The sequence below is a fragment of the Ruminococcoides sp. genome (genome assembly GCF_057037865.1).
The window spans coordinates 116037-140905 of the sequence record NZ_DBLZMS010000002.1 but is presented as its reverse complement, the minus strand read 5'-3'; the positions used below and the strand labels follow the sequence as shown (position 1 = coordinate 140905).

The following is a 24869-nucleotide window of genomic DNA, read 5'->3' as shown; positions in this document are numbered from 1 at the left end:
ATAATTTAGCTTTTCTTAAACTTCTTCTTAATTTTATCCTTGATAAGAACTAGTTCTTTTCTTGAGAAAATGAGCGGAACGGAAACGGCATATCCTGCCAGTCCGCTTGCTGCACAGAGAAGAAGGAATGACATCCAGCTGTTTGCGTGTACAAAGCTGTTGATAAAGATGAACATGGTGATAACAACAGCAAAGCAGAACCATCCTCTGAAAATAGACTTGTAATATGTTGTAAGCTTTATTTTCAAAATATGTGCGGCGTACAACGGAACAAATACTATCGCTTTAAGACCGATAAAAACAGAGCTGACGCCTGCAATAGCATAAACGCCGAGCGGTGTAAAGTGTATGAGCAGTAAAACGATAATAACCGTAAGAACACCGCATACAAGCGAGATAAGAACGGAGGCCTTGAGCTTGTTGCATACGGTGAAAAGGCTAGAAAGAGTTCTTGTGTGACAGGTAAACAGGTATGAAATACATACAAGCACCGACAAAATCTGAATTATGGTAATTTCGTCCGGAGATTTGGTCGGCTGCCACAATGTATAGAACTTGTTGCCAAACGCAATAAATCCCGCAAGAGGTGCAGTCATGAGAAAACTCATAATCTTTGACGAAAACTTTGTTTCTTCAACAAGTAAGTCCGTGTTGCCCTTTGCATAAAGGATTGTAAATCTGGGAGTGAAGATATTTGCAATGGTTGTAATAAAGTTATCAATGCAGTGCGGAACGGTGTTTGCAATCGATAAAAGTCCCATGAGTCCCGCTCCGAGAGTCAGGTTACAGATTAACAGGTCAAGACCTCTGTTCAGAGCTGTGCTGAGATAACCGATTGACGACCAAATTCCTGCGGAAATCAGAACTTTTACCAGCTTGAAACTGAAAAGGTTGAAGTTCATCTTTACTTCCGGCAGAATTTTTTTCTTGACTTTGATATTGGTAAGCAAAAGAAAAATTCCGCTTGCAAGTGATGCCATAGCGAGAAAATATACTTTTGCGGGAAAAAACGAGAACAAAATTACTACAAGCAAAAGCTTGAGCGTGTTTGACGCAATATCACGGAGGGAATTGATATACAGCTTGTTTTTTACAAATGCCGCAGTAGTAAATATTGCCGTGATAACGCTGATTATAAATGTTGCAAAAGTGAGCGCAAACAATATCTTTACGCTGTCAACAAGATTTTCGGGAACATTCAGTATAAATTCAATGTTGAATGTAATAATTGACGAAACCAAAAGTAAAACGCCGGCAATAATCAGGTCGGCAACCAGAACCGAGCTGAAATATCTTGATGCCTTGTCAATGTTTCCTTTGCTGTATTCAATTGAAATAAATCTGCCCGACATTGAGTTGAGAGCAGATGTTACAATGGTGGCATACTGGACAAAGTTGTTTGCAAGTCCGATAAATCCGTAGGTTTCAGAACCGAGTTCCTTTACAAGATAGGGTGCAAGAACAAAGTTAATTCCTGTTCCTATCAAAAAAGACACTATGGCGGCAACCATATTTATTGCCATTTGTTTACTTGTTGATAATTTTTTCATAATATGACCTTAGTTTTAACTGATTAAAATTTTGGAAAAGCATTGAAGAGCTGTTCTTTCTTCAGTTCAACAATATCCGGATCGATTCTGTAATTATTTTTCACCTCGCTGATTGTAGGCATATCACCGTTTGAACAATCAAAGGGTGTGTGTGTAATGTCAAAGGCAGAGAGGTAATCATTGTACTTGTTTCCGTCACCGAACATATTGTTCGTAAGGGTTATGTGCATATTTGGAATGTGGAAACTGTCAGCAACAATCATACCGTGAAGGCTGCTTGAAATAATGTATTCGCACTCGCCTATTTTTTCGACAACCTTTTTTGGGTTTTCCTTCAGGTCAATAAGCGTTGAATTATCGTAGTTATCAAGAAGTTTTTTCACAACAGGGTGATCCTGTTCCTTAAAGTGCGGGATAATTCCGACACGATACTTTTTTTCGGGATAAAATCCAAGCCACCTTTCGGCAAGAAGTCCTCCGTCACCTGTCGGCACATCAAGCTTTTTGCCGAGAATATTTTCCATTCTCTGCAATGAAAGTCTGCCCCTCAGAGCGTGTATATGTATATGTCTGAATATCAGCCCCAAATCAAGCTCGGCATTGCCTCGGATAAAGCCCGTACTCCATATGTGGACATTATCATTTATAAAATGCTCAATTTTCTGCTTTGCTCTGATCCTCGGATATGTTGAGTACATTATGTGGTCAAGTGCAGAACCGATTGCAATCAGGTTACAGCTTTTAAGGTCTTTTCTTACAACCTTGATGTTAAACAGTTCTTCAAGCATATCTTTATTAAGAAGATCTCCCATATTCGGAATCGGGGGATACATTATCTTATATACCATTGTATTTTCTCCGTTGTATTATTTGCGCCGTGAGCAGAAGCTCTGATTAAGAGATATAAATATCGGATTTGTCTTGCATATGTATATCAGCGAATAAGTAATAAGCATCCATATCGATGTTGTTGCCCATGGTTCGGTGGAAATCAGAAGTTTTGGAAGTGTTACGCACACAAGCGTACAGCACAACGCAAATTCCGACTTATCTTTGATTCTTGTGCATACAACCTTTGCCGTCAGCGAAAGGCTTGAATATACCGGAATAAGTCCGAATACAATTCCGCCTTCAAAGAGGTATTGGTAGATGTACTGGTGCGGATACGGCCATGAACGGTTTGCCAGCTCACCCGAAACCTTTGAGAAGGTTTCAATGCCGTAGCCGAAAATAGGATTGTTCGCAATTGCGGGCAATGTAAATGCATCAATTGCGGTTCGTCCGTCAGATACATCACCGAGTTCAAGATATTTAATCATTTTTGAAATGAAGCTCGGAACGCTGTTTAAAATACTGTTGCACAAGTCTGCCAGCGAATGCAACAGGGGAAGTGCAAATATAATTATCAAAATTCCGATTACAGAGAAGACAATAATGAGCGACAGCTTAATCGCAGACAATTTTTTGCGTTTGTCGTCATCGTATGCGTTTATGACAAGCACAATGGCACAGCAGGCAAGACAGAGAACAGCGCCTCTGTTTGCAAACAAAACAATCTTAGCCATTATGTAGAGGTTGTATATATATGTAAGTTTTATGAGAAGGTTCGACTGCTTTCTGTACAGCTTAAAATGTATCATGGCAACGATAACAGGTGATAAAATTGCGTAGATATTACCCATATATGCCTGATTGTATTTTACATACTGGAGAACAAAAAACAAATTTATAACCGGCAGGGTTATAAGGGAAAGATAGAGAATATACCGCATCACAAGTTCCCCGTCAAGCTTTTTGCCTATGACATAAATCGGTATTATTGCGTAAAATATGAATTGAATCACATTCAGATCGCAGTTATTTCCGTGAAAAATGAGGGAATAAAGATACCACAAGGTTACAAAAGAGAGAAAGAACATAACAGGAAGTTCTATAGTCACTTTCTTGTAGTAAATTATTTCCGCAATGATTATTGTAAGTGCAATTACCAAAATTATGAAATTGTTATGAAAATCTTTAAAAGCCGGAATACGAACGATTGTACCCGTGATGGTCTGTGCTGAAATCATCATGGCTACAACAAAGCTGTTAAGTTTTATGAAAAGCCGGTCTTTTGAGTTTTGAAGCGTGTTTTCCATAAATTACCTCGGTTATTTTCGTAGAATAAAAGTCATTCCGTCTTTAACAAACAAAAACAGAGCCTTTGCCGGATTGGAAGTTTTGAACGCCCAATGCATAGCCTTTTTCAACTGCTTTTGTTTTAAATACGCCTTGCCGATTTCCGTATAATGAATGTTGTACAATCTTTTTTGTTCTTTCTCGGTGAATTGTTCAATAATCGGCTTCATTTTATTAAGATAATGAAGTCTGTATTGTTCATAAAGCTCGCCCTTCGGCATATTGCGGTCAAGCTTGAACTTTTCAATGCAGACATCACTTATGCAGGCAACCCTGCAGCCGCAGGCAACACGGGCAAAAAATTCAAGATCCTGATGACGCTTAAATGATTCGTCCCATTCCTTTACATAGTCAAGCACACTTCTTTTAATCATAATTGTACTTGAACAGGCAATTATTTCGTTGCACAAAAAGCGGTAAAGAAAATTGTCGGCATTATCCGCTTTTACAATACGGTCGGTGTTCTCGGTCATATGCTCCAGAAACGAGCCGTAAATCATTGCGTAATCTTCGGGAAGCTTTTCAAAGCAGTCAACCTGTTTCTGCGTTTTGTCCGGAAGAAATACATCGTCATCATCAAGAAAGCCCAAATAAAATCCCTTTGACGCTCTGATTCCCGTGTTTCTGGCGGCAGAACCGTTAATATTCTTTTTGTGTACAAGATATTTTACATTTTCAAATGTTTCGTATTTTTTCATTTTTTCGGCAGTAAGCAACTGTTCCGGTTCATTTTCGCCGTTATCGTCAACAACGATTACCTCAATGTTTTTGTATGTCTGGTTAAGAACGCTGTCAACGGCAGAGTTGATCTTGTCGGCACCCTTATATGTAGGAATGATAACGGAAACGAGCTGTTGCATTTATACCACCTTAAAATGTTTTGCTGTAATTATAAATTTTTTTGTGCGTGTCTTGCTCTGAGTGTGCGGTCAATGTAGAAGTCCTGAAGAAGCTTTGCCGTGTTGCATACATCGAATCCGGCGTCTGTAACCTGTTTCTGACAGTCCTTTCTTTCGTATGCGTCAAGCACATCAAGGCAGGTTTTTGCCCATACATCGGCAGAGTTTGAAAGCGAAAGTCGTGTTACATTGTCCGTAACAACAGTTTCATCGGCAATAACATCGCTCATAACAATCGGCAAGCCCGAAGTCTGGGCTTCAATGCCCGTAAGCGGCAAGCCTTCCCATAATGACGGAAAAAGGAAAAGGTCAAGCGCTTGATACAATACGCTTGTGTCCATAATGCCCGTAAAAATCACATCATTTTCAAGACCGAGTGCCTTTGTTTTAGCTTTTATATCGTCCTCAAGCTTTCCTTCACCGCAGAGAACAAGAACCGTGTTCTTATTCATCCTGTGAATCTCGTTAAAGACATCAAGAATAAATGTATGGTTTTTCGGCTGTGCAAAACGGCCTACATGACCGATGACGATTTTGTCGCCGACGCCGAGCTTTTCACGCATATCTCTGCGTGTCTGTTCGTTATATTTGAATCTGTCTGTTTCAATGCTGTTGTTGATATATTTTACTTTTCCGTCCTGAACAGCCTGTTTTCCGAACAGCCATTCTCCGGCAGGCTTTGAGCACATAAACATATCCGTGCAATGTTTTTTGATGAACATTTTTTCGTAAAGAAAGAAGAAATATTTCAGATTTACGACAGTTTTCGCATTGTGAGCATGTGCAATTCTTGTCGGAATTCCTGCCTGATGAGCATAATCAAGCGTCCAGAGTCCCAGTTCCTGATGAACATGAAAAACTTTGTACTCCGGATGACTTGTGAGAATATTCATACATTCCTTTTTGTATTCTCTCATATGCAGGGGATTAAACGGACGGGTTCTGTAAACTTTTCCGCCGTATTCTCTGATTTCCTTTTCGTAATAACCCTCCTGCGGTCTGTGAACGAGAAAATCAAATAAAATCTGTTCCTTATCAATATGTCTGTATAAATTCATTACGAGGGTTTCAATTCCGCCCGCATCCATCAGCACGATGTTGTGCAAAACTCTTATCGGTTCCATACTGACCTCCGTATCATTTCTTGATTTTATGCAGTGCAGGAAGTATTTTGTCATGAACAATTCCGATTGAACCCGCAACAAAGCCCTGTGGCAGAATATTGAACATCTTGCCGCCTAACTTCTTGACGGCACTGCGGTTGTCTTTCCACAGCGGTGTGTCTGCCCATTCACTCTTTTGCTTGTAATCAAGATACTGTTTTATCATAGGATGATTGTTGTTTTCAATCCACGGCCTTGTTCCGTCCATAAAACAGGTCGTAAAATGAACAATACAGGGGTTGGAAACTGCATCAAGCACCTGCGATTCCGTATAATACCGGCTGACTCTCTTGGCTTTTTTCGCATTTTTATAATTGAGATAAAAAACAATTGAGTAGGCGTTGTAGTTGAGCGGAATAAGAAGCTTGTCCTCGTTTGTAGTGCAGGCATTCAGTACAGGCTGGTCAACAAAGGAGAGATGACGGTGATTCTGTATAAACTTCTTGAAATTTTCTTCAAGATTTCTTCTGCGGATTTCCGCAAGATTTAGCATAATATTGCCTGCGCTTATATATATGTCGTCGGGTTTCATTCCGACTTCCGTTTTATAGCTGTCACCGATACATTCATATGCACCTGCAACAATCTTGTCTTTCATATCAATGTTCCATAACGGCTCAAGAGAGGACATTATCATTGTGTCGCAGTCAATGTGGATAACCTTGTCAACCCATTCGGGCAACATACTTGAATAAAAAAGTCTTGCAAATGTGCTAATATTCCATCTTCCGATGTTGATTGATGAGTTTGTCAGCTTTTCAATATCGGAAATGGGAATAAAAGTAATCTGACGGTTAAATTTTTGACACATTGTTGTGAATTTGTCTTTGTTTTCCTGCGACATACCGTTTTCAATCAGGAAAATATTTAGTTCGTCAACAGATTGGTTGTTTTCGAGCAGGGAATACATTGATATACCCGCAACCATCGAGTAGCTGTCCGAGCTTGAATAAACTACATTCATTTTACCCTCCGGGGCTTATATACTAAAACTTATTTAAGATACATTTCCTCATATTTCTTGAACGATTGAAGATTTTTATCTTTGTCGGCAATAATAAGATTTTCAATACCGCCGATTTCATCAAATGGCCATTCAACTCCCAAATCCGGATCGTTGTACATAATGCCGTCATCATATTCGCCGTAGAATTTTTCACCGCATTTGTATGAAACAACAGACGGTTCAAGCACAAGATAGCCGTGTGCAAAATGTTCGGGAACATAGAGCTCGTTCATATTTTCTTCGGAAAGGTAGAATCCCTGCCATTTTTTGAATGTAGGTGATTCGGGACGGAGGTCAACGATAACATCAAAAACCTTGCCCTTAATGCACCGTACCAGCTTTGCCTGTTCGTGAACTCTCTGAAAATGAAGCGCACGAATTACACCCTTGTGAGAAACCGTGTAGAAAACCTCGGCAAGATTGTGTTCAAGGCCGTTAGCCTCAAAAACTTCCTTTGAGTAGTCCTTTATAAATGCACCTCTGATATCGGTTGCACAGAACGGTTTGATGAGGTATGCACCCTCAAAGTCCGTATTGCAAAATTCAAATTTCTGTATCATTAAAATACACCTTACTTTAAAAAACTAATTGAGTGATTTAAGCCATTCCATTGTTTTTGAAACACCTTCGGCAAAAGAAACCGAGGGCTTGAAATAACAGTCTGTTTCAATATCGGCTGTATCAAATGCCTCAAGCGGCATATTTATTCCCGTAAAAGGTACATCGCCGAAAATCGGCTTTGCGTTGGGGGCGAGCGTCTGTTGCATTTCAAGAATAAATTCTTTAAGAGGTCTTGCGTTTCCGCTGCCGATTGTATATTCCTTGTTAGGTTTACCGTATTCTCCGATTGCCTCAAATGCTCTTGCAACATCGTCAATATAGATGAAGTCATAGTTCTGTGTTGCGGCGGTGAACTGCAACGGCTCATTTGCAATGATTTTGCGGATTGTAGAATTTACAAAACGGGGCGAAAGCTCACCGACGCCGTATGCGTTTGTGATAACTGCCCAACAGAGGTCAATTGAAAGGCTGTTTGCAATCGGCTTGCAAATTGCTCTTGCAATCAGCTTGCCTGCACCGTAAATGTACGGAAGTCCGGGCTTGCTTTCCTGAGTGTAAACAGCGGTGTAGGTTTCTTTTTCCATAATAGAACCGGCATTTACAAACTTTTTGCACTGCATTTTGTCGGCTGTTCTTAGAGCACGAGCGGTCCACAGGGCGTTTTGCAGCTGAACATTTTCATCGCATCTGAGCGATCCTGCCGAGCCTACCCATGCAAAGTGGTAGAAAACATCAATATCTCTGTCGGAAATCATGTCAGCCAAGGTTTCAATCTCATCAAGCTCGCAATACACAATTTCAATGCCGCTGAGACTCTTTATGTTATCAATGTTTTCGTTTTCATCCTTAACAACGGCAAACACCTTTATACCGTCGGCACAAAGTCTTTTGCAGACATTTGAGCCGATAAAACCGTTTGAGCCTGTTACAATTGCCTTTTTCATAAGTAAACCTCTTTTTATATTTGCCGTATGATTATTTCAGAAATTCTTCAATCTGCCTATCCATACAGTCTCTTACATTGCCGTTTTCCATATAACAGCATGACCATTCGACCGTTTTTTTAACTGCATCATCAACATGCCAATGAGGTTTCCAGCCAAAAACAGTCTTGAGTTTTGAGCAGTCAAGCTTGAGAAAATTAGCCTCGTGGACTGCATTCTTTTCACTTTTGTCAATCCGGTTTATATTGCCGGCATATTTTACGAACAAGTCAACAAGTTCGCCTGTTGTTATGCAGTCGCACTCGTCAGGACCTACATTATAACAGTCGGCAAACTTAATGTCCCCGTACTGGGCTTTTGCAATCATAAGATATGTATAAAGCGGTTCGAGAACATGCTGATACGGTCTTGTGGAATGCGGATTGCGGACGATAATATCCTCGCCCTTTTCCAAGGCTCTCACGCAGTCGGGAATAATTCTGTCGTTTGCAAAATCTCCGCCGCCGATAACATTGCCTGCTCTCGCTGTGGAAATTGCTGTTCTTCCGTCGGCAAAGAAAGAATTTTTGTAGCTGTGAGTTACAAGCTCCGAGCAGCTTTTGCTGTTTGAATATGGATCAAACCCGTCAAGCGGTTCGTTTTCACGATATCCCCATTGCCATTCCCTGTTTTCATAAACCTTGTCGGTTGTAACATTGAGAAACGATTTCACACAGCTTGACTGCCGTACACACTCAAGAATGTTGACCGTTCCCATAACATTTGTTTCATATGTATATGCAGGCATTTTGTAGCTGTCACGCACAATCGGCTGAGCCGCAAGATGAAGTACAATCTCAGGCTGTGCCTCATCAAATGCCTTTTTAAGCGAATCAAAATCACGGATATCCCCGATAACCGACTTTACATCGCTCTCGATATTTGCAATCTCAAAAAGTGACGGTGAGGTTGGCGGATTAAGCGAATAACCCGTTACATCCGCACCGGCATTTGCAAGCAGTTTGCAGAGCCAACTGCCCTTGAATCCTGTGTGTCCCGTAATGAACACTTTTTTACCCTTATAAAAATCAAGCATCATTCCGACCACACTTTCCAAGGAGCAGTACAGTCGTTCCAAAGCTTTTCCAGACGCTCTTTGTCACGCAATGTGTCCATACACTGCCAAAATCCGTTATGCTTGCAGCACATAAGCTGACCTTCTCTTGCAAGCTGTTCCATCGGCTCACGCTCAAACATAACCGTATCATCTTTTATATAGTCCAAAACCTTCGGTTCAAGCACCATAAAGCCTGCGTTAATCCAGCCTGAGTCAATATCGCTTTTTTCACGAAAAGCTCTGACTTCATTGTTTTCGGTCAAATCAAGCACACCGAATCTGCTTTCGGGTTTTACGGCTGACATAGTTGCAAGCTTGCCATGCTTTTTGTGGAAATTGAGCAGAGCGTTTATGTTAACATCGGAAACACCGTCGCCATAGGTCATAAAAAACGGTTCATCTCCGATAAAATTGCTAATCCTTTTAAGCCTGCCGCCTGTCATCGTGTCAAGACCTGTGTCAACAACAGTAACCTTCAATTTTTCGGCTCTTTTGTTATGGACGATAATCTTATCATCCTGAGTAAAATCAAAGGTGATGTCTGATGTATGAAGAAAATAGTCGGCAAACCATTCCTTGATTACATGCTGTTTGTAACCTGCACATATGATGAACTCATTCACACCGTAGTGGGTGTACAGCTTCATAATGTGCCACAAAATAGGCATTCCGCCGATTTCAATCATTGGTTTAGGTTTGAACTGGGATTCCTCGGAAATTCTTGTTCCGTATCCTCCTGCGAGTATAACTGCTTTCAAAACTCTGCCTCCTTAAACAGCACCCTCACCCTTGAAAACAGAGGTGATAGTTTTGAGAATAATTTTCAGGTCAAAGCAGACAGAGCGGTTTTTGATATAGCAAATCTCCATTGCTCTTCTGCATGCATATGAGGTACAGCTTCTGCCGTTTGCCGCCCGGAAACCCGTAAGTCCCGGCTTTACGCTCAAAAGCATGTCACGGTAGTTGCCGTAAATTTCAGTTTCAACCTCCATAACGGGTCTTAGTCCTACAATAGAGATGTCGCCTTTTAAAATATTGAAAAGCTGAGGCAGCTCGTCAAGGCTTGTTCTTCTCATAAATTTGCCGACCTTTGTGACTCCGGGATCGTCTTCAAGCTTGAAATTTCTTTCGTACTCAGCTTTCTGCTCGGACGAGCATATGATGTCAAAAATCCGTTTAAAAAAATCATAAACGGGCTTTTGTTCAGTTGTATGTCCGCTTGATGACGCACTTTTGTTTATGCTTTTTACGGATTCCATTTTGCCCTCCGTGGGCAGGACGAGCCTGTTAATTTATGTTTGCAAAGGCGGTTTGGCATCAGTCATTTGCTGATGCCTTGTAATATCCGCCGTATCTTGAGTAATAGCTCTTGCCCTTACGGGTTTCGTGAGGCTTTACACGGTTAAGAATAACACCGAGAATTTTTGCATTGGTTCTTTTGATAACTTCAACTGTTCTTGAAAGCTCGGGATATGTTGTTGAGTTATTTCTTGCAATAATAACAACACCGTCAGACGCCTTCATAATAGGCAGGGCGTCAATAACAACGCCGATTGGCGGTGTATCGAAAATAATGTAGTCGTAATTTTTTTCAAGAGTTTTGATAAGATCAAACATGGATTCACTCGCAAGAAGCTCTGACGGGTTCGGCGGAATAGCGCCGTATGTAATTGCCTTGAGATTCTCGATTTTTGTATCCTTTACAATATCCTCAAGTGAACATTCCTCGTTGAGGTAGTTTGTAAGACCGGGAGTAGGTGTGATTTTTAAAGCTGTGTTAACTCTCGGACGGCGAAGGTCACATTCAACAACGATAACCTTTGTGCCAACCTGCTGAGCAAGAGCAGATGCAACATTGATTGAAGTTACGGTTTTGCCCTCACCTTTTGTTGAAGAAGTAAAGGCTACCTTTTTACAACCCTTTTTGAAAATTGAGTATGCGATGTTTGTTCTTGCTGTTTTGTATGATTCACGAACCTGAAAGCCAAGTGCCTCGGTATCGATTGAACGGTCGATTTTAGTCTTTTTCATTGCAGTTTCACTCCTTTAACAATTAATAACCCGATTCGTAGTCACCGTACTTCTTTTCGGCTGCCTTCTGATTTGAAAAATATTCAAAGTCGGGAATAGCGGCAAGCAACGGAAGGTCAAGAACGGTTGTCATTTCATCATTATACTTGATTTTAACATCAAGGATGTCACGGACGAATGAAATGATGAGTGAAATAATAATACCTGCGGCGAAAGCTATCATAACATTTCTCGAAACATTCGGGGATGTAGGAGCTTTCGGTGTTGTAGCCTTGTCAACAATTTTAAGCTTTGCATTGTCCTTTACATTGGCAATTGTATCTGGTGCAATTTTTGCAATTGCGTTGCCTATGTTTTTTGATTCGGACGGACTGCCCGAATTTACAAGCACCTTAAAAACCTCGGTATCTTCAATGCTTTCAAACTTAATCATTGATTTAAGCTGTGACGCCGTGTATTTTTCTTTGAGTTCCTTTGAAACGGAATTGTAGAAAGAATTTGAATCGAGCAACTCGATATAGGTGAGAACAAGATTCTTTGCGTAGTTGATACTCTGATAGTCGTCATAAGCCGACTGGCTTTTGTAGTTGGTTTCAACATAAAGCTTTACGGTTGAAGTATATGTTTTCGGAACAAAAAATGTTGTTATAAAATATGACGCAGCCGCACATAAAAGCGACAGCACCGCAATAAACACAATATTTTTCTTGATAATTCTCGTTATGTCCTTGAATGTTATCTCCATTAAATTACTCCTCTTCTCGGCTTTTGTACGCATATGGCAAGATAATGCCACAGTCGACACGAAAGTGCTGTAGGCGAAAAACGGCACAAAAGCACAAAATACTTTTAAACATGACACTTCTATTATATTTCAAATCAGTAAAAAAATCAATATGAACAAAGGCTTAATAAAGGAAAAATATGTCTTTTTTGCAAAATATGCAATTACTCTGATTTTTCATGTGTACAAAACATACATAAAATATATGATTATTTTGTTGCAGTTAGCCGAAAAATACATAAATAACGAGCTGAAATAAAGCTCAGGTAAAATTTGCAAAAAAATAAACAAAAACATGGGGAATAACCGACAAATTTTCTACTTATATATTAGTATGTCACAATATGTCATAATAAGAAAACAATTACAGAAAAAGGTGTGGGGCAAGCGGATAAGGTCTGTACACGAATATTTGCAAAAGAAGGAATTTATAAATCGGCAGGCGTGTTTTTATGCAAAAGGCAAATGTACAAATGAATTAAAATACAAGATTAGAAGAAAACGATGCAGCGCAAAATTGATTTAAAACGGCATAATGCACAATGAAAATGCCTGATTTGACAAAAGGATTGTAATTTTTCCGAATATAACAAATTTTTATAATAAAATGCTTTACAAAATGCGAAATGTGGTGTATAATACTGTACAAAGAAGTTAAATGGTGAAGTTTTCCATTGTGCTCCCTGCAGTTTTCGGCTTGCAGATGCGTATTATGCCAATGAATCCGTGAAGCTTCTTGCTGATGAAAACAAAATAAAATACAAGGTGGTATGAACTATGAAAAAGTTATCAGCAATGTTAGTAGCGTTCATCCTTGTTGCAGCAACTGCTTTCACTGCTTTTGCAGCAGGAATCAATGACAGCGAACAGGCTGTCCTCAACGAACTCAAGACATCTGTTAAGATGAACGGTTCAGAGATGGTTATTCCGAGCGAGTTTGTAAACCAGGCTGAAAACTACTTTAACACAATCGATATGACAGCAGATGAGTCATCTCAGATCGTTGCTATTCTCAAGAAGGGCGAGAGCTTCCTTGAGAACTCAGGTGCATCTAATATTGCAGATCTCACATTTGCTCAGAAGCAGACACTTCTTTCTTACGGTAAGGAAGTTGTCGGTGTGCTTGACATGACAATGTCATATGACACATCTTCAAAGAAGCTTACAATTTACGGCAAAGACGGCAAGGTTGCATTCTCAGCTGTTCCTACACTTACAAAGGCAGGCAGTGTTCAGGATAACAGTGTTATCAAGACAACAGGCGCAGAGGCTGACTTCAGCGGCATTATCGCTGTTTCTGCTGTTGCATTTGTAATGGTAGCAGGCGGTGCTTTCTACCTTGCAAAATCTAAAAAAGAAAGAGCTTGATTCTAATGTCTGATAAAAAAATCAGACACGGTCATAAATCAAAGAATGGGAAGAGTTTTATAATTCTTCCCATTATCTTTTGTTTGATAACATATCTTGTGCTGTATCTTGCTTTTGTTCCGTCCTTTTCACCTGTGATTTCGGCAGTAGGTATGTTCTTCTCAGATAATGAAAAGGATTATTCAACAGAGTACGATAATATTTTTGTGCCCGTGTCAGAAAACTCAACCGTTCCTACCGTTACAAAAAAGGATTCAAACGGTCAGGAAAAAACTTATGTTAAAAACGACTCCGTTCAGTACCCTAACTACGGAAATCTGTTCGGTGAGCTTATAATCAATGACTGCAATGTTGACGCAAATCTTTTTTTCGGTGACAATGATGTTGCACTCAGAAACGGTGTTGGCATTTATGCCGGAAGTTTTGTCCCCGGTTACGGCGGAACAATCCTTGTTGCAGGTCATAACAACACTTATTTCAACGGTCTTAAAAACGCAGAAGTCGGTCAGAAGGTTGAAATCAAGACAAGCTACGGTAATTACATCTATGAAATCACCGACACGGCTGTCAAAAAAGCGACTGACAGAACCGCATATGACCTTTCGGCGGATTATGAAAATCTCATAATGTACACCTGCTATCCGTTTGATGCACTCGGTCTTACAACACAGAGATATTTTGTGTATGCAAAGTTAGTGTCGGGTACTCCGATTGATAAGGAGGCGAACTGATGAATTCTAAAGTAAGACATAAAGTAAGACATATTATTTACGGAATAATTTCGTTCGTTCTCTCGTTTGTACTGTTTTTGTTTTCGTTTGCAATAGTTCTTCAGTCAACAATCCTCAACCCATCGTATATTATGGATAATATGAATGCGAGCAACTATTTTGTTGACAAGCGTGACGAAATCAAAGAGAGCCTTGTTAACCTCGGTTATGCGTCGGGACTTGATGAAAAATTTTTTGAAAATGTTGTTGACGAAGTGACAATTCACGATAATACACAGGCCTATCTCAACAGCTTTTATGCAGGCGAGGAGGCTAAGATTGACACAACAGCGTTTAAGCAGAAATTCAACAGCGAGCTTGACAGCTACATAAGTAAGAATAATCTCAAGGTTGCAAACGATGGGAGCAGAGAATATCTCATCAATCAGGCTGCTAACATTTATGCGGCGGCGCTCAGAATACCGCTTTTTGCCACACTTTCTGTTTATCTCATTGCATTGAAAAATATGATGCCGTTGATTATCGGCGGTCTTGCAGTCCTTGTCGCAATTCTATGCGTAATCATCATCTTTACAAATCGTTGGAAGCACAGAGCGGTAAGGTATATCTGTTATTCAACATCTGCGGCATTCCTTACGGTTGGTATAATTCCGGCGGTGTTGCTTTCAACAGGCTATATGAGCAAGATTAATATTGATTCAAGGGCGTTCTACAACCTTTTTGTTCAGAGTATGAACAATATTCTTATCGCCCTTGCAATCTGTTCTGTAATCTTTTTTATAGCTTCGATCGGACTTTTCTTCCTGCACAAGAGTATGCGCAGACACGCAAGTGAAGACTGATGAAATTGAAAGTTGAAAATTGAAAATGTAAAATTACGGTCGAGAAGATAGTTTGCAAATGCAAAACACTGTCTTCCCGACCGTTTTTTATATGAAAGTTGTTGTCTGTTAGTAGTGGCGAACCGTGTTCGCCACTACTAAAATAATGAAAAAAAAACACGGTCGGATTTCCAAACGGGGATTCCGACCGTGTTTTTTTATGAATTAATCATCAATATTGTAAAATCGTTTTGCGTTGTCGCAGGTGATTTGCAGAAGTTCGGAAATGCTTATATTACGCAGAGATGCGATTTTTTCAGCGGCATAGACAATCATAGAGCTGTCGCAACGCTTGCCACGGAACGGCACGGGCGCCATATACGGAGCATCGGTTTCAAGCAGAAGCCTGTCAAGCGGAATTTCCGAGGCAACCTCAAGGCTGTGACGGGCATTTTTGAATGTAACAACACCGCCGAGGCTGATGTACATTCCCATGCGAACCGCTTCACGCATAAGCTCAACACTGCCCGAAAAGCAATGAACCAGCGCATTTGGTTTGTATTTTCTCAGAAGATCGTACACATCACCGTGAGCCTCACGATCGTGAACTATAAGCGGCATTTCAAGGTCAAGAGAAAGCCTGATCTGTTCCTCAAAAACACGCTTTTGCAAGTCTTTCGGAATGTCCCAATGATAATCAAGCCCTGTTTCGCCGATTGCGACAACCTTTTTATGTTTTGAAAGCTGTGCAAGCTGTTCAAGATAATTGTCCGGAATATTTTCGAGATTTTCTGGATGAAATCCGACTGCGGCATACATAAAATCATATTTTTCGGCATATTCAATGCAGGTTTTTGCCGTTTCAAGGTCAACCGCATTGTTGACAATTCCGCACACACCCTTTGTGTGAATGTTTTCCAAAAGTTCAAAACGGTCATCGTCAAACCATTTGTCGTCATAATGTGCGTGTGCATCGAAAATGTTGTTGTAAAGTGACATCGGTGTATCTCCCTAAAAGTATGGGCGGTCATTGACCGCCCACATTGATGAATTTATATGTTCATACACATATGTTTTGATATAACATATGTGTATTCAATTTTGCACGCATTGCGTGCAATCGTGTGCAACGCACACGAACTATGCTACGCTCGGGCATAATATGTTTTTATATTGCAAACTGTCTACCCGACCGCAATTTTCAATTTTCCATTTTCAACTTTCAATTTTAAAAAACTTTCGCTCGGGCATAGATAGCTTTTAATTTATCAAACTGTCTACACGAACATAAATCAACAGATTTTTGAGCCGACAGGCATATTGTCAACAAAAACAACCTTTAAATCATCGCCGTGAACTGCAGAAAGAATCATACCGCAGCTTTCAACACCGCAAAGCTTTGCAGGCTTGAGGTTCTGAACAAGAATAATCTTCTTGCCGATAAGCTCCTCGGGCTTGTAGTAGTTTGCAATACCGCTGACAACGGTTCTGTCCTTTACACCGTCAAAAATTGTGAACTGTAAAAGCTTTTTGCTCTTTTTAACGGGTTCGCAGGTCTTAACCTTGCACACACGGAGGTCAACCTTGGCAAAGTCATCAATGCCAATCTGTGCAACACCCTCAAGCTCTTCACGGAGTGCCTTTGTTTCTTCACTTTCACCCTCGTTGTTCTTGATAATGCTGTTGAGTTCTTCAATTTCCTTTTCAACATCAATTCGTGGGAAGAGTGCATCTCCCTTGTGAACCGTGACATCAGCAGGAAGAACACCGAACTTGTCGCAGTTTTCGTAGCCGGCACATTTTTCACAAGCACCGATCTGCTCAAGAGCCTTTGGCATTGTTGTTGGCATAAATGCCGAGAGAAGGGTGCAGGCAATACGGATTGCCTCAAGAAGGTTGTAGAGAACCGTTGCGAGTCTTGCTTTCTTTGTTTCGTCCTTGGCAATAACCCACGGAGCGGTTTCGTCAATGTATTTATTTGCACGGGAAACAAGCTTGAAGATTTCGGCTAGTGCGTTCTGGAGCTGAGTCTTGTCCATGAAATCGTCAACCTTTGCACGGAGCGATGTTGCGGTTTCGATAAGGTCATCGTCAAATTCGCCGCTCTCACGCTCTGTGGGAAGTGTGCCGCCGAAATATTTCTGAACCATTGCAACTGTTCTTGAAACAAGGTTGCCAAGACCGTTTGCAAGGTCGGAATTGATACGGTTAATCATAATTTCGTTTGAGAATGAGCTGTCTGCACCGAGAGCCATTTCACGCATAATGTGGTAACGGATTGCGTCAGCGCCGTAACGCTCGCCGAGTACAAACGGATCAACAACATTGCCGAGTGACTTTGACATCTTCTGTCCGTTGAAAGTAATCCAGCCGTGAACGGCAAGATGCTTTGGAAGCGGAAGGTCAAGAGCCATAAGCATTGCAGGCCAGATGATAGCGTGAAAACGCATGATGTCCTTTGCTACCATATGAACATCGGCAGGCCAGTATTTGTCAAATTCGTCAAATTTTTCATTCTTGTAGCCGAGAGCGGAGATATAGTTTGAAAGTGCGTCAATCCAAACATAAACAATATGCTTTTCGTCAAATGTAACCGGAATGCCCCATTTGAAGCTTGTTCTCGATACGCAAAGGTCTTCAAGTCCCGGCTTGATAAAGTTGTTTACAAGCTCAACCGCTCTTGTCTTTGGCTGTAAATAGTCTGTTTCCGTGAGGAGCTTTTCAATTCTGTCGGCAAAAGGTGACATCTTAAAGAAGTATGCCTCCTCCTTTGCCTCTGTAACCTCTCGTCCGCATTCGGGGCATTTGCCGTCAATAAGCTGGCTTTCTGTCCAGAAGCTTTCGCAGGGGGTGCAGTATTTGCCCTTGTATTCGCCCTTGTAGATGTAGCCCTTGTCATACAGCTCCTTGAAAATCTTCTGAACTGTTTCAATGTGGTAATCGTCTGTTGTGCGGATATATCTGTCATAGCTTATGTTCATAAATTTCCATAAGCCTTTAAAGGTTTTTACAATTTCGTCAACATACTCTTTGGGAGTAACACCCTTTTCGGCAGCCTTCTGTTCAATTTTAAGACCGTGTTCATCCGTACCCGTAAGGAACATAACATCGTATCCCTGCATTCGTCTGTAACGGGCGATAGAATCGCACGCAACGGTGGTGTAGCAATGACCGATGTGGGGATTGCCTGACGGATAATAAATAGGCGTTGTAATGTAAAATGGTTTTTTCTGACACATAGTATTTGTCCTCCCTAAAATTCAGCAAATGAGCTATAACTGTAATTATACCAATTATTGCATATAATTTCAAGAGTTCATGGGATAAACGGAGAATAGTTAATTGTTGTATGTTTCATTTAAAGACAATTACTTATGATTCATTTCGGTGATATTACTGTTTGAATTCATAAATAATCGTGTTAAAGTGTCGGGTTAAAGTGAAATAATGCCGAACTGCGCAAGTGTGTAGGAAATTAAGATGAACACAAGGCAGATTGGAGCTATATATTTAATCATAACATCAAACAAAGCCCTTCTGCTGAAACGCTCGCCGTTCCTTGTGACTTCGTCTGCAATAGTCTTTGGCTTGATAACCCAGCCGATGAGAATACAAGTACAAAGTGCGACAATCGGCATAATAATGCTGTTGCTCAAGAAGTCAAAGAATGTAAGGAAGTCCATTCCGAGAATCTTAACATTTGACCATATACCGTTGCCGAGTGACGACGGAATACCCATAATAAGGCAGATGCCGATAACGATAAGACAGGACTTGATTCGTGTAAGCTTGAACTTGTCCATAAGCGAAGAAACAATTGCTTCCATTACGGAGATTGAACTTGTGATAGCTGCAAAGAATACAAGAATAAAGAACAAAAATCCGATGATTACGCCGGCAGGCATTTCGTTGAATACCTTTGGAAGTGTGATGAACATAAGTCCGGGACCGCTTGCACCAAGACCTTCTTCACCGCTGAATACATAAACCGCAGGAACTACCATAAGACCTGCGAGAAGTGCAACGGCTGTGTCGAAAATCTCAATTTGGTTAACCGACTTTGTGAGGTTTACCTCATCTTTTGTGTATGAACCGTAGGTTACCATAATTCCCATTGCAATGCTCATTGAGAAGAACAGCTGACCGAGTGCCGCCGCAAATGTCCAAATTGACAGCTTGCTGAAATCGGGAATGAGGTAGTACGAAACACCCTCCATTGCGTTTGGGAGCGTGAGTGTGTAGATTGAAATTCCGACTGTCAGAACAAGCAGAACAGGCATCAAAAATTTGCTCAGTCGCTCAATGCCTTTGTTTACTCCGAGCATAATTACCACTGCACTCAACAGCATAAATATTAAGAAAAACACAATGGGTGACAACGGGTCGGAAATAAAGTCCGAGAAAAAGTTGTCCTGTGCCGCAGGGGCAACAAGTCCCTGTGCATAAACGCACATATATTTTGTAACCCAACCGCCGATAACGCAGTAGTACGGAATAATGATTATAGGAACAAGCGTTGCAAGGTAGCCTAAAAACGAGAATTTGCTACATAGCTTTTTGTAGGCGAGAATCGGACTTAGCTTTGTTTTTCTGCCGATTGCGATTTCGGCAGTCAAAAGTGAAAAGCCGAATGTAAGCGCAAGAATTATGTAGATAAAGATAAATGTTCCGCCGCCGTACTTAGCTGCATAATACGGAAATCTCCAGAGATTTCCCAAGCCTACTGCACTTCCCGCAGCGGCAAATACAAATCCGAGTCCGCCGGAAAAGCTTCCCCTTTTTTTACTCATGATAATTACCTCTCATTTTCTTTAGAATTTTTTAAAATCTGTAAATAAACAATCAACGCAAGTATAACATAATACAGAGATTAAAACAATATTTTTTGAAATTTTTTGAATATTTTGCAAAAAGAAAATTTTGGTTTTATCTTTGCGAATTTTGTCAAATCTATTGCAAATCAATTTTATTTGTGTTATTGTAAAATATATGTAAAGAATGCGTTGTCAAAGGTAAAATTTAGTGCAATTCGCTTGAAATAATCCGTTTCGTATTTTATACTTAATCAGATATATTAAATTGGGTTATATATCAGTTTTTATGGTGGTGAATTATATGTCAAATTCAAAAAACAACAATAAAAAAACATCCGAAAAAGCAAAGCTTATGTCAAAATGGCAAAAGATGCCTTATACTAACAGAGAATTAAGCTGGGTTGACTTTAATGCAAGAGTGCTTGAAGAGGCGTTCAAAAAGACCAATCCAATTATGGAAAGATGCAACTTCCTTTCAATTACGGCATCGAACCTTGACGAATTTTTTATGGTTCGTGTTGCAGGTGTGCTTGACCAAATTCATCACGGCAGAACAAGCCGTGACGCATCGGGCATGACTCCTACAGAGGTTATGGACGGACTTGTTGAAAAAATTCACGAGTTTGCCAAAAAGCAGTACAGCTGTTACAACCGTTCAATAATTCCGTCACTTCGTTCGGCAGGCATTGTGTTCAAAGAGGCTGACGAGCTTGACGGCGACCAGAAAGCGTTTGTTGAGGAATACTTTAAAAAAGTAGTTTTCCCCGTATTGACGCCTATGGCTGTTGATACAAGCCGTCCGTTTCCGATGCTTGCAAACAAAAGTCTTAACATTGCTGTTCGCCTTACAAATGCCGAGAATGAAGAATTTTTCGCATTGGTTCAGGTTCCGTCAATTCTTCCGAGATTTCTTGAGCTTCCGACTCACGAGGGCAGAGCGTTTATTCTGCTTGAAAAAATAATCGCAATGCACCTCGGTGAGCTTTTTGAGCTTTACAACATTAAGCAGTACGATCCTTTCAGAATCACCCGAGATTCCGACCTTGACATTGACGAGGATACCGAGGATCTTATGGCTGAAATTAAAAAGTCAATCAGAAAGCGTAAGAGAGGAGAACCTGTTCGTCTTGAATTCGGCAAGAAATGCAACCGAGAAATTCGTGAATTTCTTGTTGACGCTCTCGATGTTACGGAGCGTGAAATCTACTTTCAGAGAGGTCCTCTTGACCTTACATTCCTTTCAAAATTTGCCCACATTAAGGGCTGTGAGGATATGTGCTTTGAACCTATCGTTCCCGTAAATCCGCCTGCGGAATTCTGCGGTTATGACGATATTTTTGAGGCTATCCGTGAAAAGGACAGACTTGTGCATCATCCTTATGAAAGCTTTGATGTTGTGGTTGATTTTGTCAAAAAGGCGGCAACCGATCCGAATGTTCTTGCCATCAAGCAAACCTTGTACCGTGTCAGCGGAAATTCACCGATTGTTGCGGCTCTTATCAAGGCGGCTGAAAACGGCAAGCAGGTAACTGTTCTTGTTGAACTCAAGGCGAGATTTGACGAGGAAAACAACATTCAGTGGGCAACAAAGCTTGAAAAGGCGGGCTGTCATGTAATTTACGGTCTTACAGGACTTAAAACCCACTGCAAAATCTGTCTTGTAGTAAGAAAAGACAAGGACGGAATCAGAAGATATTTGCATATGGGTACGGGTAACTATAACGACAGTACGGCGAGATTCTATACCGATATCGGTATGTTCACCTGTCGTGAAGAATACGGTGTTGACGCATCATCACTTTTTAATGTATTGACAGGTTACTCAACTCCGCCTGAATACAACAAATTTATCGTTGCACCTCACGGAATGCGTCCGTTCTTTGAGGCTATGATTATTCAGGAAACCGAGAACGCAAAGCTCGGACTTCCTGCCAAAATTACCGCAAAGGTGAACTCGCTTGTTGATCCTGAAATCATCAGCCTTTTGTACGATGCGTCAAACGCAGGCGTAAAAATTGACCTCATAGTAAGAGGTATCTGCTGTCTTGTTCCGGGGGTTCATGGATTCAGCGAAAACATCAGAGTAATTTCAATTGTCGGTCAGCTTTTGGAGCATAGCCGAATATTCATATTTGAAAACAATTCAAATCCGCTTTATTATATGGGAAGTGCCGACTGGATGCCGAGAAACCTCGACAGACGAGTTGAGCTTGTGTTCCCTGTTGAGGACGAGGATATCAAAAAGCGTGTGCAGGAGGTTATCACGGTTTCATTTAAGGATACCGTAAATGCACGCCAACAGCTTTCAACAGGTGTATATAAGTCTGTTGACAAGCGTGGAAAACACAAAACAAATTGTCAGAAATTCTTTTCAAAGCTTGCGTTAAAGGCTCAAAAGCAGGCAATGAAGAAGACATATGCGAGCACCGTCGGAACTCCGATTGTACCCGTTGAAGTGAAAAAGGAGGACTCCGAACAATGAAAAGAGTAGGCATTTTAACAAGCGGCGGTGATTGTCAGGGACTTAACGCAACAATCCGTGCCGTTGCAAAAACACTTTATAATCAGCTTGGCAATGATGTTGAAATCATCGGCATTATTGACGGCTACAGAGGTCTTATCTACGGCGAAACAAGAAAGATGAAACCCGAGAATTTTTCGGGTATTCTCACAATGGGCGGTACGATTCTCGGCACATCAAGACAGCCGTTCAAGCTTATGCGTGTTGTTGACGAGAACAGCGTTGACAAGGTTGAGGCTATGAAGAAGAACTACAAAAAGCTTGGTCTTGACTGTCTTGTTGTACTCGGCGGCAACGGAACTCAAAAAACCGCAAATCTTCTTCGTGAAGAGGGACTCAATGTGGTTTCGCTTCCTAAGACAATTGACAACGACCTTTGGGGTACAGACAAGACATTCGGTTTTCAGAGTGCCGTTGATATTGCAACAAATGTAATCGACTGTATCCACTCAACCGCAACATCTCACGGCAGAGTTTTCATTATTGAGGTTATGGGACATAAGGTTGGCTGGCTCACACTTTATGCAGGTATTGCAGGCGGTGCGGATATTATCCTTATCCCCGAAATTCCGTACGACATCAACTCGGTTATAAAGACAATCAAGTCAAGAACCGCAGGCGGTAAGAACTTTTCAATTCTTGCAGTTGCCGAGGGTGCAATTTCAAAAGAAATTGCAGCTTTGCCTAAAAAGCAGAGAAAAGCTGCTGTTGCAGAGATGAAATATCCGTCAATTTCCTATCAGATTGCCCATGATATTGAGGAGGCAACAGGTCAGGAAACAAGGGTTACAGTACCGGGTCACTTCCAGAGAGGCGGCAGTCCCGATGCCTATGACCGTGTGATTTCAACTCGTTTCGGCGTTAAAGCCGCAGAGCTTATTATCAATAAAGACTACGGCAAAATGGTTGCCCTTGTAAATAATAAGGTAGTTGCCGTTCCGCTTGAGGACATCGCAGGCAAGCTCAAGAGCGTTCCGAAAGACAGCGAGGTTGTTGAAACAGCAAGAAAAATGGGCATCAGCTTTGGCGAGTAATTTTCACCTTTTGGTTGACATATGCCTTTGTTATGATAAAATGATATGAAGTTCAGCTTTCACGAAAGGGAGTGTTACTGTGAACGGTAATAAGCCGATTGAACAGATAATAGAAAATGAGAAAATGCTGCCGCATCAGTTGAAATGGAAGGCTATACCATTGACAGCAAAAGCAAAGAATGGTGTCAAAAATTACTGCGTAACGAAATCACAATGCAGGAATATATTTCACTCGTTAAGAAAAAAGCAGGAGTTAAGGCTTAATGGCATACAATGATAATTCCATTAACAGAGATGTAATTTTAAACTATGCCCTTAGCACATACGGAACAGAACCCGAATATCCGTGGGAGAACAGTCCCGATAATGCGGTTCTGCGGAATATGATGTCGGGCAAATGGTACGCAATAATTATGCGTGTCAAAAGGCAGATTTTAGGGCTTGACGGCGATGGCTTTGTCGATGTGATGAATGTCAAGTGCGATCCGATTCTTGTCGGCTCGCTGAGAATGGAAAACGGATTTCTACCAGCCTATCATATGAACAAGGACAAGTGGATAAGTATTCTGCTTGACGGCTCTGTGAGCAAGGAAGAAATCTTTCCGCTGATTGACGAAAGCTACAGTCTTGTTATGCCAAAGGCTAAAAAACACTCAAAAATTTGACATAATAATCAAGTCGGAAAATCGGTTTTACAATCGGTTTTCCGATTTTTTGTTGTTTGGGCATTAATTGTGTGCAGAAAAGTTGTCTGAAATCTTGCAATGAACGCCTGCTTTTGCTATAATCGTAGTATGTATATGAAAATATGTGCCACGCAGAATGAACGGGGTATTAAATATGAAGTCAGATTTTAAGAAAATTTTTAGAAAAAGAATACTTCCGACCGTACTTGCGGTTCTTGCATTGTCGGTTTGTTCAATAACCGCCTTTGCGGTAGGAGCGGACGATCCGCAAACTCCCGATCCCCAGCCCGATCCCGTAGTGACGGAGTATGTTCCCGTTGAAACCGAACCGCAATACACAGAGCCGGTTTATACCGAGCCTGTTTACACCGAAGCGCCTACGACCGAGTATGTTGAGCCCGAAACGGAAGAACACACAACTGAGTATGTTCAGCCCGAAACGGAAGCTCAGAAACAGGAAGAAACGCAGTATCAGAATCAGTATGTTGAAACTCAGGCGACCGATTCAACGGAATTTCAGGCTCCGACAATCGCAAAAACAGTCAGCGAAAAAAAGTATTCCACAAGCTACACGGCGGGAATCGTTTCGTGGATTTGCGTAGGTCTTGGAGTAGTTGCAATTGCGGTTGTAATGATCAGCACAAAAGTCGGTGCAAGAAAAAGAATAAGGTAACAGCATTAA

General features: G+C 41.0%; 23 protein-coding genes. 7 read left to right on the top strand and 16 right to left on the bottom strand.

Features of this window, described 5'->3' with window-relative positions; all coding sequences use genetic code 11:
• Positions 1 to 5: 5 nt before the first annotated feature.
• The 13 genes from AC2HW8_RS02455 to AC2HW8_RS02395 are packed head-to-tail and all read right to left on the bottom strand — an operon-like array spanning position 6 to position 12173.
• Positions 6 to 1550, bottom strand: coding sequence for an MATE family efflux transporter (locus AC2HW8_RS02455; protein ID WP_484327098.1), 1545 nt, complete (start codon positions 1548 to 1550; stop codon positions 6 to 8).
• Between the two features lie 23 nt (positions 1551 to 1573).
• Positions 1574 to 2398 (bottom strand): polysaccharide pyruvyl transferase family protein, encoded by an 825-nt coding sequence (locus AC2HW8_RS02450; RefSeq protein ID WP_484327097.1) that lies wholly within the window; start codon positions 2396 to 2398, stop codon positions 1574 to 1576.
• Positions 2399 to 2416: 18 nt separating this feature from the next.
• Positions 2417 to 3688: an O-antigen ligase family protein gene (locus AC2HW8_RS02445; RefSeq protein WP_117951286.1), complete on the bottom strand. Its 1272-nt coding sequence runs from the start codon at positions 3686 to 3688 to the stop codon at positions 2417 to 2419.
• Positions 3689 to 3700: 12 nt separating this feature from the next.
• On the bottom strand, positions 3701 to 4588 hold the full coding sequence (locus tag AC2HW8_RS02440; RefSeq protein WP_296665882.1) for a glycosyltransferase family 2 protein: 888 nt from the start codon (positions 4586 to 4588) through the stop codon (positions 3701 to 3703).
• Positions 4589 to 4617: 29 nt separating this feature from the next.
• A complete protein-coding gene (locus tag AC2HW8_RS02435) occupies positions 4618 to 5751 on the bottom strand; it encodes a glycosyltransferase family 1 protein (RefSeq protein WP_117969509.1) in 1134 nt (377 codons plus the stop codon).
• Positions 5752 to 5764: 13 nt separating this feature from the next.
• Positions 5765 to 6754, bottom strand: coding sequence for a glycosyltransferase family 8 protein (locus tag AC2HW8_RS02430; protein WP_303786093.1), 990 nt, complete (start codon positions 6752 to 6754; stop codon positions 5765 to 5767).
• Positions 6755 to 6783: 29 nt separating this feature from the next.
• Positions 6784 to 7356, bottom strand: a complete 573-nt coding sequence (gene rfbC, locus AC2HW8_RS02425; protein WP_117885725.1) for a dTDP-4-dehydrorhamnose 3,5-epimerase — start codon at positions 7354 to 7356, stop codon at positions 6784 to 6786.
• 24 nt (positions 7357 to 7380) lie between these two features.
• Positions 7381 to 8301, bottom strand: a complete 921-nt coding sequence (locus AC2HW8_RS02420) for an NAD-dependent epimerase/dehydratase family protein (protein WP_295239624.1) — start codon at positions 8299 to 8301, stop codon at positions 7381 to 7383.
• 31 nt (positions 8302 to 8332) lie between these two features.
• The gene (rfbG, locus tag AC2HW8_RS02415) at positions 8333 to 9379 is read right to left on the bottom strand and encodes a CDP-glucose 4,6-dehydratase (RefSeq protein ID WP_295239623.1); all 1047 of its coding nucleotides are present in this window, start codon (positions 9377 to 9379) and stop codon (positions 8333 to 8335) included.
• Positions 9376 to 10155, bottom strand: coding sequence for a glucose-1-phosphate cytidylyltransferase (gene rfbF / locus AC2HW8_RS02410; RefSeq protein ID WP_484327096.1), 780 nt, complete (start codon positions 10153 to 10155; stop codon positions 9376 to 9378). Before rfbF ends, rfbG begins: the two co-directional genes overlap by 4 nt.
• A 12-nt stretch (positions 10156 to 10167) precedes the next feature.
• On the bottom strand, positions 10168 to 10656 hold the full coding sequence (locus AC2HW8_RS02405) for a sugar transferase (RefSeq protein WP_304007029.1): 489 nt from the start codon (positions 10654 to 10656) through the stop codon (positions 10168 to 10170).
• Positions 10657 to 10714: 58 nt separating this feature from the next.
• The gene (locus tag AC2HW8_RS02400; protein ID WP_101070543.1) at positions 10715 to 11428 is read right to left on the bottom strand and encodes a CpsD/CapB family tyrosine-protein kinase; all 714 of its coding nucleotides are present in this window, start codon (positions 11426 to 11428) and stop codon (positions 10715 to 10717) included.
• A gap of 22 nt (positions 11429 to 11450) precedes the next feature.
• Positions 11451 to 12173 (bottom strand): YveK family protein, encoded by a 723-nt coding sequence (locus tag AC2HW8_RS02395; protein ID WP_304021347.1) that lies wholly within the window; start codon positions 12171 to 12173, stop codon positions 11451 to 11453.
• A gap of 816 nt (positions 12174 to 12989) precedes the next feature.
• On the opposite strand from AC2HW8_RS02395, the gene AC2HW8_RS02390 reads away from it, so the two are divergent.
• Genes AC2HW8_RS02390 through AC2HW8_RS02380 form a run of 3 tightly spaced genes read left to right on the top strand, consistent with a single transcriptional unit; the run spans position 12990 to position 15153 of the window.
• Positions 12990 to 13580, top strand: coding sequence for a hypothetical protein (locus AC2HW8_RS02390; RefSeq protein ID WP_021882984.1), 591 nt, complete (start codon positions 12990 to 12992; stop codon positions 13578 to 13580).
• A gap of 5 nt (positions 13581 to 13585) precedes the next feature.
• Entirely contained in the window at positions 13586 to 14311 is a 726-nt protein-coding gene (locus AC2HW8_RS02385; RefSeq protein ID WP_101070541.1) for a class D sortase, read from the top strand.
• Positions 14311 to 15153 (top strand): hypothetical protein, encoded by an 843-nt coding sequence (locus AC2HW8_RS02380; RefSeq protein ID WP_484327095.1) that lies wholly within the window; start codon positions 14311 to 14313, stop codon positions 15151 to 15153. The genes AC2HW8_RS02385 and AC2HW8_RS02380 overlap by 1 nt, the downstream gene beginning before the upstream one ends.
• Positions 15154 to 15357: 204 nt before the next feature.
• On the opposite strand, the gene AC2HW8_RS02375 is transcribed toward AC2HW8_RS02380, so the two are convergent.
• From AC2HW8_RS02375 to AC2HW8_RS02365, 3 genes are all read right to left on the bottom strand, one after another.
• Positions 15358 to 16131 carry a TatD family hydrolase gene (locus AC2HW8_RS02375; RefSeq protein WP_101029699.1) on the bottom strand — a complete coding sequence of 258 codons (774 nt, stop codon included), beginning with the start codon at positions 16129 to 16131 and terminating at the stop codon, positions 15358 to 15360.
• A gap of 293 nt (positions 16132 to 16424) precedes the next feature.
• On the bottom strand, positions 16425 to 18371 hold the full coding sequence (metG, locus tag AC2HW8_RS02370) for a methionine--tRNA ligase (RefSeq protein WP_117965910.1): 1947 nt from the start codon (positions 18369 to 18371) through the stop codon (positions 16425 to 16427).
• Positions 18372 to 18566: 195 nt separating this feature from the next.
• The gene (locus tag AC2HW8_RS02365) at positions 18567 to 19922 is read right to left on the bottom strand and encodes a sodium-dependent transporter (protein WP_101029701.1); all 1356 of its coding nucleotides are present in this window, start codon (positions 19920 to 19922) and stop codon (positions 18567 to 18569) included.
• 325 nt (positions 19923 to 20247) lie between these two features.
• Between AC2HW8_RS02365 and AC2HW8_RS02360 the strand changes: the two genes are divergently transcribed.
• From AC2HW8_RS02360 to AC2HW8_RS02345, 4 genes are all read left to right on the top strand, one after another.
• The gene (locus tag AC2HW8_RS02360; RefSeq protein ID WP_117965913.1) at positions 20248 to 22428 is read left to right on the top strand and encodes an RNA degradosome polyphosphate kinase; all 2181 of its coding nucleotides are present in this window, start codon (positions 20248 to 20250) and stop codon (positions 22426 to 22428) included.
• Positions 22425 to 23501: a 6-phosphofructokinase gene (locus AC2HW8_RS02355; protein WP_117885741.1), complete on the top strand. Its 1077-nt coding sequence runs from the start codon at positions 22425 to 22427 to the stop codon at positions 23499 to 23501. Before AC2HW8_RS02360 ends, AC2HW8_RS02355 begins: the two co-directional genes overlap by 4 nt.
• Before the next feature lie 263 nt (positions 23502 to 23764).
• Positions 23765 to 24166 (top strand): MmcQ/YjbR family DNA-binding protein, encoded by a 402-nt coding sequence (locus AC2HW8_RS02350; RefSeq protein ID WP_484327094.1) that lies wholly within the window; start codon positions 23765 to 23767, stop codon positions 24164 to 24166.
• Positions 24167 to 24341: 175 nt separating this feature from the next.
• Positions 24342 to 24860: a hypothetical protein gene (locus AC2HW8_RS02345; protein WP_484327093.1), complete on the top strand. Its 519-nt coding sequence runs from the start codon at positions 24342 to 24344 to the stop codon at positions 24858 to 24860.
• Positions 24861 to 24869: the final 9 nt, after the last annotated feature.

Bases quoted from the DNA above. Each gene is read 5' to 3' on its own strand.
- AC2HW8_RS02455 (WP_484327098.1), bottom strand. From the start codon at position 1,550: ATGAAAAAATTATCAACAAGTAAACAAATGGCAATAAATATGGTTGCC.
- AC2HW8_RS02450 (WP_484327097.1), bottom strand. From the start codon at position 2,398: ATGGTATATAAGATAATGTATCCCCCGATTCCGAATATGGGAGATCTT.
- AC2HW8_RS02445 (WP_117951286.1), bottom strand. From the start codon at position 3,688: ATGGAAAACACGCTTCAAAACTCAAAAGACCGGCTTTTCATAAAACTT.
- AC2HW8_RS02440 (WP_296665882.1), bottom strand. From the start codon at position 4,588: ATGCAACAGCTCGTTTCCGTTATCATTCCTACATATAAGGGTGCCGAC.
- AC2HW8_RS02435 (WP_117969509.1), bottom strand. From the start codon at position 5,751: ATGGAACCGATAAGAGTTTTGCACAACATCGTGCTGATGGATGCGGGC.
- AC2HW8_RS02430 (WP_303786093.1), bottom strand. From the start codon at position 6,754: ATGAATGTAGTTTATTCAAGCTCGGACAGCTACTCGATGGTTGCGGGT.
- rfbC (WP_117885725.1), bottom strand. From the start codon at position 7,356: ATGATACAGAAATTTGAATTTTGCAATACGGACTTTGAGGGTGCATAC.
- AC2HW8_RS02420 (WP_295239624.1), bottom strand. From the start codon at position 8,301: ATGAAAAAGGCAATTGTAACAGGCTCAAACGGTTTTATCGGCTCAAAT.
- rfbG (WP_295239623.1), bottom strand. From the start codon at position 9,379: ATGATGCTTGATTTTTATAAGGGTAAAAAAGTGTTCATTACGGGACAC.
- AC2HW8_RS02405 (WP_304007029.1), bottom strand. From the start codon at position 10,656: ATGGAATCCGTAAAAAGCATAAACAAAAGTGCGTCATCAAGCGGACAT.
- AC2HW8_RS02400 (WP_101070543.1), bottom strand. From the start codon at position 11,428: ATGAAAAAGACTAAAATCGACCGTTCAATCGATACCGAGGCACTTGGC.
- AC2HW8_RS02395 (WP_304021347.1), bottom strand. From the start codon at position 12,173: ATGGAGATAACATTCAAGGACATAACGAGAATTATCAAGAAAAATATT.
- AC2HW8_RS02390 (WP_021882984.1), top strand. From the start codon at position 12,990: ATGAAAAAGTTATCAGCAATGTTAGTAGCGTTCATCCTTGTTGCAGCA.
- AC2HW8_RS02385 (WP_101070541.1), top strand. From the start codon at position 13,586: ATGTCTGATAAAAAAATCAGACACGGTCATAAATCAAAGAATGGGAAG.
- AC2HW8_RS02380 (WP_484327095.1), top strand. From the start codon at position 14,311: ATGAATTCTAAAGTAAGACATAAAGTAAGACATATTATTTACGGAATA.
- AC2HW8_RS02375 (WP_101029699.1), bottom strand. From the start codon at position 16,131: ATGTCACTTTACAACAACATTTTCGATGCACACGCACATTATGACGAC.
- metG (WP_117965910.1), bottom strand. From the start codon at position 18,371: ATGTGTCAGAAAAAACCATTTTACATTACAACGCCTATTTATTATCCG.
- AC2HW8_RS02365 (WP_101029701.1), bottom strand. From the start codon at position 19,922: ATGAGTAAAAAAAGGGGAAGCTTTTCCGGCGGACTCGGATTTGTATTT.
- AC2HW8_RS02360 (WP_117965913.1), top strand. From the start codon at position 20,248: ATGTCAAATTCAAAAAACAACAATAAAAAAACATCCGAAAAAGCAAAG.
- AC2HW8_RS02355 (WP_117885741.1), top strand. From the start codon at position 22,425: ATGAAAAGAGTAGGCATTTTAACAAGCGGCGGTGATTGTCAGGGACTT.
- AC2HW8_RS02350 (WP_484327094.1), top strand. From the start codon at position 23,765: ATGGCATACAATGATAATTCCATTAACAGAGATGTAATTTTAAACTAT.
- AC2HW8_RS02345 (WP_484327093.1), top strand. From the start codon at position 24,342: ATGAAGTCAGATTTTAAGAAAATTTTTAGAAAAAGAATACTTCCGACC.